The organism is Pararhodobacter aggregans, assembly GCF_003075525.1.
GTDB lineage: Bacteria > Pseudomonadota > Alphaproteobacteria > Rhodobacterales > Rhodobacteraceae > Pararhodobacter > Pararhodobacter aggregans.
In genome coordinates this window covers 425,451-440,555 of sequence record NZ_QDDR01000001.1, presented here as the reverse complement: position 1 = coordinate 440,555, position 15,105 = coordinate 425,451, and the positions used below count along the sequence as shown (strand labels likewise).

Below are 15,105 nucleotides of genomic sequence, written 5' to 3'. Positions count from 1 at the left end.
CTCAGGCGCGCTCGGAATATTCGAAGGTCTCGGTATGGACGACGATATCCTCGTCCTGGCCGATGAAGGGCGGCACCATCAGCCGGATCCCGTTGTCGAGGATCGCGGGCTTGTAGCTTTTCGCCGCGGTCTGGCCGTTCAGCACCGGCTCGGTCTCGACCACCTTGCAGATCACCTTCTGCGGCAGCGTCACGTTCAGCGCCTCGTCGCCGTAATATTCCACGGCCACGGTCATGCCGTCCTGCAGGAAGGGGCGGCGGTCGCCCAGCAGGTCGGCGGGCAGTTCGATCTGCTCGAAGCTCTCGCTGTCCATGAAGGTCAGCATGCCGTCGGCCTCGAAGAGGAATTGCTGGTCCTTGCGTTCGAGCCGGACCTCATCGACCTTGTCCTCGGACCGGAAGCGCTCGTTCAGCTTGCGGCCGTCGCGGAGGTTCTTCATCTCCACCTGGGCAAAGGCGCCGCCCTTGCCGGGCTTCACGATATTGACCTTCACCGCGACCCACAGGCCGCCGTCATGCTCCAGCACGTTGCCGGGCCGGATTTCGTTGCCATTGATCTTGGCCATGGGAAAACTCTTGGGGGGAGACGTTGAGATCGCGTGGACCAAGCCTATATCTTGCGGGGTCCACCCGCGCAAGCCAACGAGATGCGGTCACAGCCGACCGCACGCCCCGTGACAGCCATGCGTAAAATGCATGACGGGCATGCAACAAATCGGTAGCGAATCGCAACCTGTTATCGGTAAAGAGGCGGACGCACGAAAATGCAAGAGCAAGAATAAGGACGGTAACATGTTCGACTCCGTGGACGCCTCGGCCTACAATCACGAGCAGGGCCAGCGTGCGCGCAAACTGTTCGCGGCGGTCGTCCTGGCCGCGCTGGACGACGCAATCGCCGACGACAAGAAATACGGCAATGGTCCCGAGCAGATCGCCCGCTGGGCGCGCTCGCGCGATGGCCGTGAGGTGCTGACCTGCGCCGGGATCGACCCCAACGAGCGGGTGGTGAACGGCCTCATGCAATTCGTTGCCGCGGGTGTGCGCACCTCGGTCGCGCTGTCGCGCGAGGAAAGCGAGCGCCGCATGGCCGCTCAGCAGGCCGAAGCTGCCTGATTATCGACGCGCCCCTCCGGGGGCGACGTTCTGGAAAACCCCCGCGTCATCTGACGTGGGGGTTTTCCGTTGCCTCGGCCAGACCGGGCTCCAGCCCCTTGGCGCGCATCCACTGGTGGATGACCGCGGCGGTCGGCTGCGCATGGCTCAGCGGCACCATATGGCCCGCGCCGGGGATCGTTGCTGCCGTGACGTCAGGCAGACGGTCCTGCAAACCCCTGAGGGTAGCGCGAAAAATCGGCGTGGTGTCCGACCCGAGGATGACCAGCACCGGCGTGTCGAACCCCTCCATCAGACCCGGACGCAGCAGGCCGCCGCTGTCCTCGAACAGCCCCGCCCGGGTCGCCGTGACCAGCCGCATCTGCGCCGCCATCCCGGCCTGCGCCGTGGGCGGCAGGCGGTCGAAATCGGGTGAGCCGGGGTTCAGCGCCAGAAACAGCCGCGCCGCCTGAGCCAGATCGCCCTGCGCCACCGCGGCATGCAGCGGCGTCTCGATGGCGCGATAGGGCTCATAGGCCGCCTCGCCCTCGGCGGCGGCGAAGAACACCGGCTCGATCAGCACGAGGCCGGTGACCGTGGCGGGGTGGTGCAGCGCGTGGCGCAGCAGCGAGGCCGCACCGAAGCTGTGCCCGATCAGAAGCGAGGGCCGCGTGACCAAGGCCCCCAGCGCCGCCGCGGTCAGTGCGTGGAAGTCGCCGGGATCGGCGGGCGCCGGGCTTTGCCCGTGGCCCGGCAGGTCCGGCACCAGCGCGTCCAGGGGCACCGGCAGCGCCTCGACCAGCGGCTTCCAGCTGCCGCCGTGACCCAGGAAGCAATGCGCCAGCAGCGCGGGCAGGCCGCCGGGCGTGCCCAGCCGCCGGCTATGCAGCATGGTCAAAGCTCACCCGCCAGATAGGCGTCCAGATCGTCCAGCCGGTCCTGGCCCCAGAAACACTCGCTGCCATCGACCACAAAGAAGGGAAAGCCGAAGGCACCGGCCGCGACCGCCTCTTCCAGGAAGCGGCCGTAAAGCTCGGCCCCGGTCAGCATGCCCGACATCGCCAGGCTCCTGGGGAAGCCCGCGGCGGCCAGCGCCTCGGTGATGACCTCGTCCTCGGCGACGTTCTTCTCCTCGACCCAGCAGGCACGCAAGAGGCTCTGCACCAGCTGGTCGAGGTCCCCGCCCCCCGCCTCCTGCGCGGCGATGATCGCATAGGCCGCGGGCGCGGGATTGGTGGGGGCGAAAGCGGGCCGCAGAGTCAGCGGCAGGCCGGTCTTCTTCGCCTGCCGCCGCAGTTCCTGCAGGCGATAGGCCTTGCGGCTGTCATGCCGGTCGGCCAGTGCCACACCGCCGGTGCGCTGGAACAGCGCGCTCGGATCGACCGGCTTGTAGCGCAGCCGGGCGCCGTGGCGGGCGGCAATCCCGGCCGGGCGAGTGCCTGCCAGATAGGTCCAGGGCGAGATCACGGTGAGGTAGAAGTCAATCTGTCGCATCGGTGCGGCGCTTCCGTCGGCAAGGCCCGGGGCTTCGGGTTTGCAAGACCCTAGCGGGGTGATAAGCGGTGTCAACCGGCCGAATCCCCCCGCAGCCCCTGCCCCGCCGAGGACCCGATGCCCACCATGATCGAACCGAAACTGATTTCCGGCAACGCCAACAAGCCGCTGGCCAAGGCGATTGCCCGGCGCATGTCGCTGCACCGGGGCATGAGCGTGAACCTGGTGGACGCGCGGGTCGAACGCTTCAACGACCAGGAGATCTTCGTCGAGGTCTACGAGAATGTCCGCGGCGAGGATATGTACATCATCCAGCCGACCTCGAACCCGGCCAACGACAACCTGATGGAACTGCTGATCATCGCCGATGCGCTGAAACGCTCCTCGGCGGCGCGGATCACCGCCGTGATCCCCTATTTCGGCTACGCCCGCCAGGACCGCCGCGCCAAGGCCCGGACGCCCATCTCGGCCAAGCTGGTGGCCAACCTGATCACCCGCGCCGGGGTCGACCGGATCCTGACGCTGGACCTGCACGCGACGCAGATCCAGGGCTTCTTCGACATCCCCGTCGACAACCTCTATGCCGCGCCGATCTTCGCGCTCGACGTGCTGCACACCTTCCGCGACCGGCTGGGCGACCTGATGGTCGTCTCGCCCGACGTCGGCGGCGTGGCCCGCGCCCGGGAACTGGCCAAGCGGATCAACGCGCCCCTGTCGATCGTCGACAAGCGGCGCGAGAAGCCGGGCGAAGTGGCCGAAATGACGGTGATCGGCGATGTGAAGGGCAAGGCCTGCATCATCGTCGACGACATCTGCGACACCGCGGGCACGCTGTGCAAGGCGGCCGAGGTGCTGATGGACGCGGGCGCGACCGAGGTCCATTCCTACATCACCCACGGCGTGCTGTCGGGCCCCGCGGTCGAGCGGATCCGCAATTCGGTGATGAAGACGCTGGTGATCACCGATTCCATCGAGCCGACCGAAGCGGTGAAGGCCACGCCCAATATCCGCATCGTGCCGACCGCGCCGATGTTCGCCCAGGCGATCCTGAATACCTGGAACGGCACTTCGGTCTCGTCCCTCTTCGACATGGAAACCCTGACGCCGATCTACGAGGGCTTCTACTCGCGCGGCTGAGCTTGCAGGAAGCGGGGAGGCCAGCCCCCTCGACTCCCGGCCGCGCCACGGGCGCGGCGTTCGCGGCGAGAGGCGCGCCACTGGCGCGTTTCCGAGACGCCGCTCACCCCCCGCTCAAGGGGGTTTTCCACCCCCTTGAGAAACCCCCGAGGATATTTCAGGAACAAAGATGAAGAATAAGAGGGCGTTAACCCGCCATCTTCGTTCTTCAAATATCCTCGGGGGGTGAATTGGCCGCAGGCCAAGAGGGGGGCAGACGGCCCCCCTTCCTGTTTCGGCGCGGCGGCACGCCGCGCCGCTGGTCGCCCGAGGCGCCCGCGGCAGCGGGCAACGAGGGCGAAACCCCTCCCCCGCCCCAAAACGAAAGCCCCGCCGGAGCGGGGCTTTTCAGCATTGCAAAGCGCGTCGCCTCAGAAGTTCGCCACATTCGGGTCGAGCCCGATATGCGTGCCCATCGCCACCATGTCGGCCAGCAGCTTGGCTGCGTCGTCGACCACGGTGTGATGCGCCTCCTTGTGGGCCTTATGCGCCTCGGTCACCCAATCGGTGTAGATCGCCTGCGTGACCTCCCCCTTGGGCAGCGAGCGTTCGGCCAGGACCGACACCCCTTCGGGCGTGATCTCGGCGAAGCCGCCGGTCACGGCGAATTCGGTCGTCTGACCGTTCGCCGTCACCTTCAGGATCCCGGGCCGCAGCGTGGTGATCAGCGGCGAATGCCCGGGCATCGCCGTCAGTTCACCGTCCGCGCCGGGGATCTGGACCTCGCTCGCCTGCGCGGAGAGCAGTTTCCGCTCGGGCGAGACCAGGTCGAATTGCATCGTATCGGCCATGTTTGGCCCTCCTCTGCGTCAGATCAAGCGGCGGCGGCGAGGCGCTGCGCTTTGGCGACCGCTTCCTCGATGTCGCCGACCATGTAGAAGGCGGCTTCGGGCAGGTGGTCGTATTCGCCGGCAACCACGGCCTTGAACGAGGCGATGGTCTTCTCGAGCGGCACCTGGACGCCGTCCGACCCGGTGAAGACTTTCGCCACGTCGAAGGGCTGCGACAGGAAGCGCTGGATCTTCCGGGCGCGGGCCACGGTCAGCTTGTCCTCTTCCGACAATTCGTCCATCCCGAGGATGGCGATGATGTCCTGAAGCGACTTGTAGCGCTGCAGGATCCCCTGCACGTCACGGGCGACCTGGTAATGCTCTTCGCCGATGATCTGCGGGTCCATGAGACGCGAGGTCGAGTCGAGCGGGTCCACGGCCGGGTAGATGCCGAGTTCCGAGATCGCGCGGTTGAGCACGGTCGTCGCGTCGAGGTGGGCGAAGGTCGTGGCAGGCGCCGGGTCGGTCAAGTCATCGGCCGGAACGTAGACGGCCTGGATCGAGGTGATCGAGCCGTTCTTGGTCGAGGTGATGCGTTCCTGCATCGCGCCCATGTCGGTGGCCAGCGTCGGCTGGTAGCCCACGGCCGAGGGGATCCGGCCCAGCAGCGCCGACATTTCCGAACCGGCCTGGGTGAAGCGGAAGATGTTGTCCACGAAGAACAGCACGTCGGTCCCGGTGGCGTCGCGGAACTGCTCGGCCAGCGTCAGGCCGGTCAGCGCCACGCGGGCACGGGCGCCCGGCGGTTCGTTCATCTGGCCGAAGACCAGGGCGATTTTCGAGTCCGGCAGGTTGTCCGGGGTCAGAACGCCCGATTCGATCATCTCGTGGTAGAGGTCGTTCCCTTCCCGGGTCCGCTCGCCCACGCCGGCGAACACGGAGAGACCCGAGTGCACCTTGGCGATGTTGTTGATCAGTTCCTGGATCAGAACCGTCTTGCCCACACCGGCGCCGCCGAACAGGCCGATCTTGCCGCCCTTGGAATAGGGCGCCAGCAGGTCGATGACCTTGATGCCGGTAACGAGGATCTGCGCCTCAGTCGCCTGGTCCTCGAGGTTCGGGGCCGGGGCGTGGATCGAGCGGTACTCGTCAGCCACGACCGGGCCCTTCTCGTCAACGGGCTCGCCGACGACGTTCAGGATGCGGCCCAGCGTGGCGATGCCCACGGGCACCTGGATCGGCGCGCCGGTATCGGTCACGGCCTGGCCGCGGACCAGACCTTCGGTCGCGTCCATGGCGATGGTGCGCACGGTGTTCTCGCCGAGGTGCTGGGCAACTTCCAGCACCAGCGTCTTGCCGGCGTTCTCGGTGGTCAGGGCGTTCAGAATCGCGGGCAGGGTTCCGTCGAACTGCACGTCGACGACGGCGCCGATCACCTGGGTGACCTTGCCGGTGGCTTTTGCATTGGCCATTGTGGTTTTCTCCGGTTCCTCAGAGCGCCTCGGCGCCCGAAATGATCTCGATCAGTTCGTTGGTGATGACAGCCTGACGCGAGCGGTTGAACTCGATGGTCAGCTTGTCGATCATGTCGCCCGCGTTGCGCGTCGCGTTGTCCATGGCCGACATCTGCGCGCCGTTGAACGAGGCGTTGTTCTCGAGCAGCGCGGTGAAGATCTGCGTGGCGATGGAGCGCGGCAGCAGGTCGGCGAGGATCGCTTCTTCCGAGGGTTCGTAATCATAGACCGCGCCCGTATCGGCCACATCGGCGACCGGGGCGGGGATGATCTGCTGCGCGGTCGGGATCTGGCTGATCACCGACTGGAACCGGTTGAAGAAGATGGTCGCGACGTCGAATTCGCCGGCGTCGAAGCGGGCCATCACCAGGCGGGCGATGTCACGCGCCGTGTCATAGCCGATCCGCTTGATCTCGGACATGTCGACATGGCCGACCATGTATTCGCTCATGTCGCGGCGCAGCTGCTCGCGGCCCTTCTTGCCGACGGTGAGGATCTTCACCGTCTTGCCGGCCGCCAGCAGCTCCTGGGCGTGCGAACGCGCCAGTTTGACGATCGACGAGTTGAAGCCGCCGGCAAGGCCGCGCTCGCCGGTCATGACGACCAGCAAATGCACCTTGTCCGCGCCGGTTCCCGCCAGAAGGCGGGGCGCGCTGTCCGACCCCGCGACCGACGCCGCGAGACCGTTGACCACCGCTTCCATCCGCGCGGCATAGGGCCGCGCGGCCTCGGCCGCTTCCTGGGCACGGCGGAGCTTGGCCGCCGCGACCATCTGCATGGCCTTGGTGATCTTGCGAGTGTTCTTGACACTCGTGATCCGGTTTTTCAGGTCCTTGAGGCTAGGCATCTAGCGATCCTCTCCTCCGCGCTCAGGCGAAATCTTTGGCGAATTCGTCGATGGCGGCTTTGATCTTGGCTTCGGCCTCGCCCTTCACCTTGGGGTCTTCCTTGGTGATGAACTCCAGCACATCGGCGCGGTTGTTGCGCAGATGGGCCAGCAGGCCCTTCTCGAAGCGGCTCACGGCCGAGACCGGCAGCGCGTCGAGATAGCCGTTGGTGCCCGCGTAGATGACGCAGACGATCTCGGCGTTGGTCAGCGGCGCGTATTGCGGCTGCTTCATCAGCTCGGTCAGGCGCGCACCGCGGTTCAGCAGCTTCTGCGTCGCGGCGTCGAGGTCCGAGCCGAACTGCGCGAAGGCGGCCATTTCGCGGTACTGGGCGAGTTCCAGTTTCACCGGACCCGCGACCGACTTCATGGCGTTGGTCTGAGCCGACGAACCCACGCGCGACACCGAGAGACCCGTGTTCACGGCCGGGCGGATGCCCTGGTAGAACAGTTCGGTTTCCAGGAAGATCTGACCGTCGGTGATCGAGATCACGTTGGTCGGGATGAAGGCCGACACGTCGCCGCCTTGGGTTTCGATGATCGGCAGCGCGGTCAGCGAGCCCGAGCCGAAGTCCGAGTTCAGCTTGGCCGAACGCTCCAGCAGGCGCGAGTGCAGGTAGAAAACGTCGCCCGGATAGGCTTCGCGGCCCGGCGGACGGCGCAGCAGCAGCGACATCTGGCGGTAGGCGACGGCCTGTTTCGAAAGGTCATCGTAAACGATCAGCGCGTGGCGGCCGTTGTCGCGGAAGTATTCCGCCATGGCGGTCGCGGCATAGGGCGCGAGGAACTGCATCGGAGCGGGGTCCGAGGCGGTCGCGGCGACGACGATCGAATATTCCAGCGCGCCGTTCTCTTCCAGCTTCTTGACCAGCTGGGCAACGGTCGAGCGCTTCTGGCCGATGGCGACGTAGACGCAGTACAGCTTCTTCGACTCGTCCGAACCGGCGGCGTCGTTGTACGACTTCTGGTTCAGGATGGCGTCGAGGGCCACGGCGGTCTTGCCGGTCTGACGGTCGCCGATGATCAGCTCGCGCTGGCCGCGGCCGATCGGGATCATGGCGTCGACCGATTTCAGGCCGGTGGCCATCGGCTCGTGCACCGATTTCCGCGGGATGATGCCCGGGGCCTTGACGTCGGCGATGCGGCGCTCGGTAAAGGCGATCGGGCCCTTGCCGTCGATCGGGTTGCCCAGACCGTCGACCACGCGACCCAGCAGGCCCTCGCCGGCGGGCACGTCCACGATGGACTGCGTGCGCTTGACGGTGTCGCCTTCCTTGATCGAGCGGTCGTCACCGAAGATAACGATACCGACGTTGTCGCTTTCGAGGTTCAGCGCCATGCCGCGGATGCCGCCGGGGAATTCCACCATCTCGCCGGCCTGGACGTTGTCGAGGCCGTGGACACGGGCGATACCGTCACCCACCGAGAGGACGCGACCGACTTCGGCCACTTCGACCTGCTGGCCGAAGTTCTTGATCTGCTCCTTGAGGATCGCAGAGATCTCAGCTGCTTGGATACCCATTATCCGACCTCTTTCATGCTGTGCTGGAGGGCCGCGAGCTTTGACCTGATCGAGGTGTCGATCATCTTCGAGCCCACTTTGACAATCAGGCCACCGATGAGGTTCTCATCGACGGCGACATTCAGTTTCACGGTCTTGCCGACATTCGCCTTCAAGGTGGCGGCGAGCTGGTCGGCTTGCGCCTTGGTCAGCACCGTGGCCGAGGTGACCTCGGCGGTAATCTCGCCCTTCTCGTCGGCGATCATGCGGCGCAGCTCGGCGATGAGCTGCGGCAGCGCGAACAGGCGGCGGTTCTGGGCCATCATGCCCAGCGCGCCCTTCGTCGTCGCCGAGAGGCCGAGTTTGTCGGACAGGGCGGTGATCGCCTTGCCCAGATCCTCACGGCTGTAGACCGGCGAGCTCAGCACGGCCCGAAGGTCGGCGCTGTCGTTCAATGCGGTTTCCAGCGTGTCGAGATCGGCTTCCAGCGCGGTCAGGGCCGAGCCCTCTTTCGCCAGTTCGAAGATGGCGGTGGCATAGCGCGCGGCGATGCCTGTGGAGATCGAAGCAGGTTCGGACACGTCCACCCTTTCGAGTTTGTGCGCCCCTTGGACCTCGCGCAAGGCCCGGGCTGGTCTGGGTGCTCGTGAGGATTGCGCGGCACCCGAAATCGGCGCGGGTGTAGCAGAGCAAACCCCTCCCCGCAACCATCAACGAGGTGTGAACAACCCCCTTGTTAGCGCTTAGCCGGGCCAGTGCCGGACAGAATGTCGCAGGCGTGGCGCTTTGCCGCCCCATCGTCTTGCCGCGGCGCAGAAAGAGGCGGTGCAGGACCGGCCTTTCGCGCGCGCGAATCTATAGATTCGTCGCTGGATTCGGTCTTGTCTCTCCCCCGCGTGCCGCCGTCTCGCGCCAGGCCGGTTGCGCGCCGCTGACCGGGATCCCTTCGAGCACCCGCAGCGGCATGCGCTCGGCCACCCGCAGCCCCCGGGGCGTGGCCGTGTCGCGGCGCATCGCCTCGACGATCAGCACGCCGCCCAGCCGGTCCGGCCCCCAGTTGCGCCCGGCCTTCTCCAGGGTCCGGGCCGAGCGCAGCCAGAAGCGCCGCGACGAGGGCGGGAAGAACAGCGCCGTGGTATGGGCGGCGCAGACGAAGCCCGCCTCGGCCATCAGCCGCTCCATCTGGCCGCGCGAATAGGGACGGCCGAAGCCGAAGGGCGTGGCATCCGACCGCGCCCAGAGCCCGCCGCGGCTGGGCACCACCACCAGCGCCCGCCCCTGTGGCGAGAGGACCCGGTGCATCTCATCGAGCAGCGCCAGCGGATGGTCCGAGGTTTCGAGCCCGTGCATCACCACCAGCCGGTCGACGCTGTCATTGGCCAGCGGCCAGCGGGCCTCGTCGCACAGGACGGAGTGATTGGCGCCATCCGCCGGCCAGTGCATGACCCCCTGCGGCCCCGGCATCAGCCCGATCACCCGCTCGGCCGTGCCCAGAAACGGCCTGAGCAGCGGCACCGCGAAACCGTAGCCCGCCAGCGTCAGGCCCCGCGTATCGCCCCAACGCTCGACCACCCGGTCGCGCACACCCTTCTGCGCCGCACGACCCAGCTGGCTGCGGTAATAGAAGTCGCGCAAGACTTGCACGTCGAGATGCATTGAACCCCGGGCCCGGCTGAGACAGACTGCACCCTGCCCCATCGCAATCGCTTTGCAAAGCCTGCGATTGCCGCAGGTCGCCGCAGGAGTTTCCCATGACCATCGAGATCATCCGCTGTCTTCAGGACAATTACGCCTACCTCGTCCATGACGCGGCGACCGGCGACACGACCCTGATCGACGCGCCCGAGGCCGCCCCGATCCTCGCCCGGCTGGCCGAACGCGGCTGGCGGCTGGCGCGGATCTACATCACCCATCACCACAACGACCACATCGACGCGGTGCCCGAGATCGTCGCCGCCACCGGCGCCAAGGTCTGGGGTGCGAAAGCCGATGCCCACCGCCTGCCGCCGCTGGACCACGCCTTCGCGCCCGGCGACACCCTGCCCGGCGGGGCCGAGGTGCTGGACGCGCCGGGCCACACGCTGGGCCATGTCGCCTTCCATTACCCGGCGCTGAAGGCGCTGTTCTCGGCCGACAGCCTGATGACCCATGGCTGCGGGCGGCTCTTCGAGGGCACGGCCGAGCAGATGTTCGCCACCATCGCCCGCTTCAACGCCCTGCCCGCCGAGACCCGCGTGCTGTCGGGCCACGATTACGCCCGCGCCAACCTCGCCTTCGCCGCCCGCTATGCGCCCGATGCCTCGGCGCTGGCGGTCCGTCAGGCCGATCTGCCGCGTCTGGCGCAGGAAGCGCTGCCGACCACCGGCACCACCCTTGAAAGTGAGCGCCTCCTGAACCCATATCTGCGCTGCCACCTGCCCGAGGTGGCCGCCGCCGCCGGGCTTGCGGGCGCCGATCCCCTCAGCGTCTTTACGGCGATCCGTCGCCAGAAGGACAACGCCTGATTGTGCGGGCACCCCTCAGCCCCCTCCCGCAAGGGATTTCGGGCCCGGGGTGCCGCCCGAAAAGGCGGCAAACTGAATCGTGACGCATTTCTCGTGCAGAAAACACTTGAAGCGCCGCGGGGAAAACCAAAGTTTAATCACATGGACCCACCCTGTGGTGGCCCGGGTCCCCGCCCTCCCACGGTCGCGGACCCGCACAAAGCGGCCCCGGCCGCATAATATGAAGGAGCAAGGACGTGCCCTCGTTTTCTGCGACCCTTGAACAGGCGATCCACGGCGCGCTGGCTCTGGCCAACACCCGCCGGCACGAGCTTGCCACGCTCGAGCACCTCTTGCTCGCGCTTCTCGACGAACCCGACGCCGCGCGCGTCATGCAGGCCTGCAACGTCGATCTCGACGAGCTTCGCAAGACGCTCGACGAATTCATCGACGATGACCTGTCCACCCTCATCACCAATGTCGAAGGCTCCGAAGCGGTCCCCACCGCCGCCTTCCAGCGCGTGATCCAGCGCGCTGCCATTCACGTGCAATCCTCGGGTCGCAACGAGGTCACCGGCGCCAATGTGCTGGTGGCGATCTTCGCCGAACGGGAATCGAACGCGGCCTATTTCCTGCAAGAACAGGACATGACCCGCTACGACGCGGTCAATTTCATCGCCCATGGCGTGGCTAAGAACCCCGGCTTCTCCGAGGCGCGGCCGGTCACCGGCGCCGAGGAAGGGCAGTCCGAACAGGCCTCCGCGCCCAAGGTCGATCCCAAGGATTCGGCGCTGGCCAAGTATTGCGTCGACCTCAACCAGAAGGCCCGCAAGGGCGACGTGGATCCCCTGATCGGCCGCCATGCCGAAGTGGAACGCGCGATCCAGGTCCTGTGCCGCCGGCGCAAGAACAACCCGCTTCTGGTGGGGGATCCCGGCGTCGGCAAGACGGCGATCGCCGAAGGCCTCGCCAAGAAGATCGTCGACGGCGAGACGCCGGATATCCTGGCGGGCTCGACCATCTACTCGCTCGACATGGGCGCGCTGCTGGCCGGGACCCGCTATCGCGGCGATTTCGAGGAACGGCTGAAAGCCGTGGTCAAGGAACTGGAAGATCACGAGGACGCGGTCCTCTTCATCGACGAGATCCACACGGTGATCGGCGCGGGCGCCACCTCGGGCGGGGCGATGGACGCCTCGAACCTGCTGAAACCCGCGCTGCAGGGCGGCAAGCTGCGCTGCATGGGCTCGACGACCTACAAGGAGTTCCGCCAGCACTTCGAAAAAGACCGCGCGCTCAGCCGCCGGTTCCAGAAGATCGACGTGAACGAGCCGACGGTCGAGGATTCGGTGAAGATCCTGATGGGGCTGAAGCCCTATTTCGAAAAGCACCACGACCTGCGCTACACCAATGACGCGATCAAGGTCGCGGTGGAGCTCAGCTCGCGCTACATCAACGACCGCAAACTGCCCGACAAGGCCATCGACGTGATCGACGAGGCGGGCGCGGCGCAACATCTGGTGCCGCATGCCAAGCGGCGCAAGACCATCACGCCGAAGGAGATCGAAGCCGTCGTTGCCAAGATCGCCCGCATCCCGCCGAAGAACGTGTCGAAGAACGACACCGAACTGCTGCGCGATCTGGAAACGACGCTGAAACGCGTGGTCTTCGGTCAGGACAACGCCATCGAGGCGCTGTCCTCGGCCATCAAGCTGGCCCGCGCCGGCCTGCGCGAACCGGAAAAGCCGATCGGCAATTACCTCTTCGCGGGCCCGACCGGCGTCGGCAAGACCGAGGTGGCCAAGCAACTGGCGAACACGCTGGGCGTGGAACTGCTGCGTTTCGACATGTCGGAATACATGGAGAAACACGCGGTCTCCCGCCTGATCGGCGCGCCGCCCGGTTATGTCGGCTTTGACCAGGGGGGCCTCCTGACCGATGGCGTCGACCAGCACCCGCATTGCGTGCTGCTGCTCGACGAGATCGAGAAGGCGCATCCGGATGTCTACAACATCCTGCTGCAGGTGATGGACCACGGCAAACTGACCGACCACAACGGCCGTCAGGTGGATTTCCGCAACGTGATCCTGATCATGACCTCGAACGCGGGCGCCTCGGAACAGGCCAAGGCCGCGATCGGCTTCGGCCGCGACCGGCGCGAGGGCGAGGATACCGCCGCCATCGAGCGGACCTTCACGCCCGAGTTCCGCAACCGTCTGGACGCGGTGATCAGCTTCGCGCCGCTCGGCAAGGGCACGATCATGAAGGTGGTCGAGAAGTTCGTGCTGCAGCTGGAAGCGCAGCTCATGGACCGCAACGTGACCTTCGAATTGTCCGAAGCCGCGGCGGCCTGGCTGGGCGACAAGGGCTATGACGACAAGATGGGCGCCCGGCCGCTGGCCCGGGTGATCCAGGAACACGTCAAGAAGCCTCTGGCGGAAGAACTGCTCTTCGGCCGCCTGACCAAGGGCGGATTGGTCCGCGTGGTCGTGCGCGACAACAAGATCGTGCTCGAGATCGAAGAGAACGACAAACCGCGCATCGCCGGCTCGAAACCGCCGCTGCTGACGGCCGACTGAACCAGAAAAGGCGCCCCCCGGGGCGCCTTTTCGTTGCGGCCTGATTGGCCGGGGCCGCAGGGGGGGTCACCCTCGGCCGCGACACCTCCGGCGCCGAGGCCCCGAGAGACGAAACGGGGGGACGACCAGCGGCGCGGTATGCCGCCGCGCCGAAGAAAGGGGGGCCGTCTGCCCCCCTCTGCCCTGCGGGCATTCACCCCCCGAGGATATTTGAAGAACGAAGATGAGGGTTAAGAGGGCGTTAATCCGCCATCTTCGTTCCTTAAATATCCTCGGGGGTCCGGGGGCAGAAGGCCCCCGGGGCTGCCACGAGCGCCGACCTCTCCGCGGCGGGAGGCGCGCGGGGTGGGTGGGCGGGAGCGCGCCTTCCGCCGCTTCGCCCAGGTGTCGGGCGCCCCCCGCGGCCTTTGTGCGCTTCCCTGCCCTCAGTCCAGCCTCAGCCCCCGGGCGCGGAAGAGTTCCTCGGCGACGATCAGCTTGCGCACCTCGGTCGTGCCGCCGCCCAGCGAGGCGATCCGCGCATTCCGGTAGTGGCGGTTCACCTCCGTCTCCCAGACGAAGCCCGACCCGCCGTGGATCTGCACCGCCAGATCCGTCACCTTGGCGATCATCGCCGCCCCGTTCAGCACGGCGCCGGCGCAGAGCTGATGCACCCGGCCGCGCCCCCCCTCGCCCCGGCGCAGGGCATCGCAGGCGGCTAGCGCCTGATAGGTATAGACCCGCGCGGCCTCCAGCGCGGTCGACATCTCGGCCAGATGCGACTGGATCATCTGGAAGCTGCCGATCGGCCGGCCGAACTGCCGCCGCGTCGCCGCGTAATCCAGCGACAGGTCGAGGCAGCGCTGCGCCGCCCCCAGATAGGGCGTGCCGAGGAAGGCGCGCTCGATATCGAGGCCCGACATGACGATGCCGACGCCCTGGTTCTCGGCGCCCAGCAGGTTCGCCGCGGGCACGCGCACGCCCTCGAAGACCAGCTCGCCCGTGGGGCAGCCGCGCCAGCCCATCTTGGTGAGTGTCTGGGCGACCGAGAAACCCGGTGTCCCCGTCTCGACCACGAAGGCCGAGATGCCCTTGGGCCCGAGTTCCGGTGCCGTCTTGGCATAGGTCAGCACCAGATCCGCCACCGGCCCGTTCGAGATGAACATCTTGCGGCCGGTCAGCAGGTAATCCTCGCCATCCCGCACCGCCCGCAGGACCATGGACCCCAGCGCATCCGATCCCGCCCCCGGCTCGGTCAGGCCCAGCGCGCCGATCTTCCGACCCGCGATCAGGTCGGGCACGAAGCGGGCGATCTGCTCGGGCGTGCCGTTCCGCAGGATATTGTTCAGGCAGAGGTTTTCATGCGGGCCCCAGATGAAGGCCGCGTTGGTGTTCCAGTAGCCGAAGGCCTCGCCCACCAGCCCGGCCGAGACCAGATCCATCCCCGCCCCGCCCAGATCCGGGGGCGCGGTCAGCCCGCAATAGCCATCCGCGCCCAGCCGGGCGATCAGATCGGGGGGAAACCAATCCTCGTCATCCATCCGGGCGAAAAGCGGGTGCAGCTCGGCCTCGGCATAGCGGAAGGCGGCGTCATAGAGGCTGCGCTGGTCGTCGGTCAGGTCGAATTGCATG

The 15,105-nt window shown here is 66.8% G+C and carries 14 protein-coding genes; 4 read left to right on the top strand and 10 right to left on the bottom strand.

Features of this window, described 5'->3' with window-relative positions; genetic code table 11:
- Position 1: 1 nt before the first annotated feature.
- Positions 2-565 carry an elongation factor P gene (gene efp / locus DDE23_RS02220; protein WP_107749749.1) on the bottom strand — a complete coding sequence of 188 codons (564 nt, stop codon included), beginning with the start codon at positions 563-565 and terminating at the stop codon, positions 2-4.
- A 226-nt stretch (positions 566-791) separates the two neighbouring features.
- Here efp and DDE23_RS02215 point away from each other — a divergent pair, with 226 nt between their 5' ends.
- On the top strand, positions 792-1,112 hold the full coding sequence (locus DDE23_RS02215) for a DUF6280 family protein (protein ID WP_107749748.1): 321 nt from the start codon (positions 792-794) through the stop codon (positions 1,110-1,112).
- A 46-nt stretch (positions 1,113-1,158) separates the two neighbouring features.
- Here DDE23_RS02215 and DDE23_RS02210 read toward each other — a convergent pair whose 3' ends face one another.
- Positions 1,159-1,983, bottom strand: coding sequence for an alpha/beta fold hydrolase (locus DDE23_RS02210; protein ID WP_107749747.1), 825 nt, complete (start codon positions 1,981-1,983; stop codon positions 1,159-1,161).
- A 2-nt stretch (positions 1,984-1,985) separates the two neighbouring features.
- A complete protein-coding gene (locus DDE23_RS02205; protein ID WP_107749746.1) occupies positions 1,986-2,585 on the bottom strand; it encodes a 2-hydroxychromene-2-carboxylate isomerase in 600 nt (199 codons plus the stop codon).
- A 117-nt stretch (positions 2,586-2,702) separates the two neighbouring features.
- Here DDE23_RS02205 and DDE23_RS02200 point away from each other — a divergent pair, with 117 nt between their 5' ends.
- Positions 2,703-3,722 carry a ribose-phosphate pyrophosphokinase gene (locus DDE23_RS02200; RefSeq protein WP_107749745.1) on the top strand — a complete coding sequence of 340 codons (1,020 nt, stop codon included), beginning with the start codon at positions 2,703-2,705 and terminating at the stop codon, positions 3,720-3,722.
- A 410-nt stretch (positions 3,723-4,132) separates the two neighbouring features.
- Here the strand turns inward: DDE23_RS02200 and DDE23_RS02195 are convergent, their stop codons facing one another.
- The 6 genes from DDE23_RS02195 to DDE23_RS02170 form a co-directional block, all read right to left on the bottom strand.
- Complete coding sequence (locus DDE23_RS02195; RefSeq protein WP_107749744.1) at positions 4,133-4,552, bottom strand: F0F1 ATP synthase subunit epsilon; 420 nt, start codon at positions 4,550-4,552, stop codon at positions 4,133-4,135.
- Positions 4,553-4,575: 23 nt separating this feature from the next.
- Positions 4,576-6,003, bottom strand: coding sequence for a F0F1 ATP synthase subunit beta (gene atpD, locus DDE23_RS02190; protein WP_107749743.1), 1,428 nt, complete (start codon positions 6,001-6,003; stop codon positions 4,576-4,578).
- A 19-nt stretch (positions 6,004-6,022) separates the two neighbouring features.
- Positions 6,023-6,892 carry a F0F1 ATP synthase subunit gamma gene (locus DDE23_RS02185; protein WP_107749742.1) on the bottom strand — a complete coding sequence of 290 codons (870 nt, stop codon included), beginning with the start codon at positions 6,890-6,892 and terminating at the stop codon, positions 6,023-6,025.
- Between the two features lie 22 nt (positions 6,893-6,914).
- On the bottom strand, positions 6,915-8,453 hold the full coding sequence (gene atpA / locus DDE23_RS02180) for a F0F1 ATP synthase subunit alpha (RefSeq protein WP_107749741.1): 1,539 nt from the start codon (positions 8,451-8,453) through the stop codon (positions 6,915-6,917).
- Positions 8,453-9,019 carry a F0F1 ATP synthase subunit delta gene (locus DDE23_RS02175; protein ID WP_107749740.1) on the bottom strand — a complete coding sequence of 189 codons (567 nt, stop codon included), beginning with the start codon at positions 9,017-9,019 and terminating at the stop codon, positions 8,453-8,455. The genes atpA and DDE23_RS02175 overlap by 1 nt, the downstream gene beginning before the upstream one ends.
- Positions 9,020-9,287: 268 nt before the next feature.
- On the bottom strand, positions 9,288-10,088 hold the full coding sequence (locus tag DDE23_RS02170) for a class I SAM-dependent methyltransferase (protein ID WP_107749739.1): 801 nt from the start codon (positions 10,086-10,088) through the stop codon (positions 9,288-9,290).
- A gap of 95 nt (positions 10,089-10,183) precedes the next feature.
- Between DDE23_RS02170 and gloB the strand changes: the two genes are divergently transcribed.
- Together gloB and clpA are read left to right on the top strand one after the other, a co-directional pair.
- Positions 10,184-10,936 carry a hydroxyacylglutathione hydrolase gene (gloB, locus tag DDE23_RS02165; protein WP_107749738.1) on the top strand — a complete coding sequence of 251 codons (753 nt, stop codon included), beginning with the start codon at positions 10,184-10,186 and terminating at the stop codon, positions 10,934-10,936.
- A 236-nt stretch (positions 10,937-11,172) separates the two neighbouring features.
- Positions 11,173-13,494, top strand: coding sequence for an ATP-dependent Clp protease ATP-binding subunit ClpA (gene clpA, locus DDE23_RS02160; RefSeq protein ID WP_107749737.1), 2,322 nt, complete (start codon positions 11,173-11,175; stop codon positions 13,492-13,494).
- 425 nt (positions 13,495-13,919) lie between these two features.
- Here clpA and DDE23_RS02155 read toward each other — a convergent pair whose 3' ends face one another.
- Positions 13,920-15,104: an acyl-CoA dehydrogenase family protein gene (locus tag DDE23_RS02155; RefSeq protein WP_238149873.1), complete on the bottom strand. Its 1,185-nt coding sequence runs from the start codon at positions 15,102-15,104 to the stop codon at positions 13,920-13,922.
- Position 15,105: the final 1 nt, after the last annotated feature.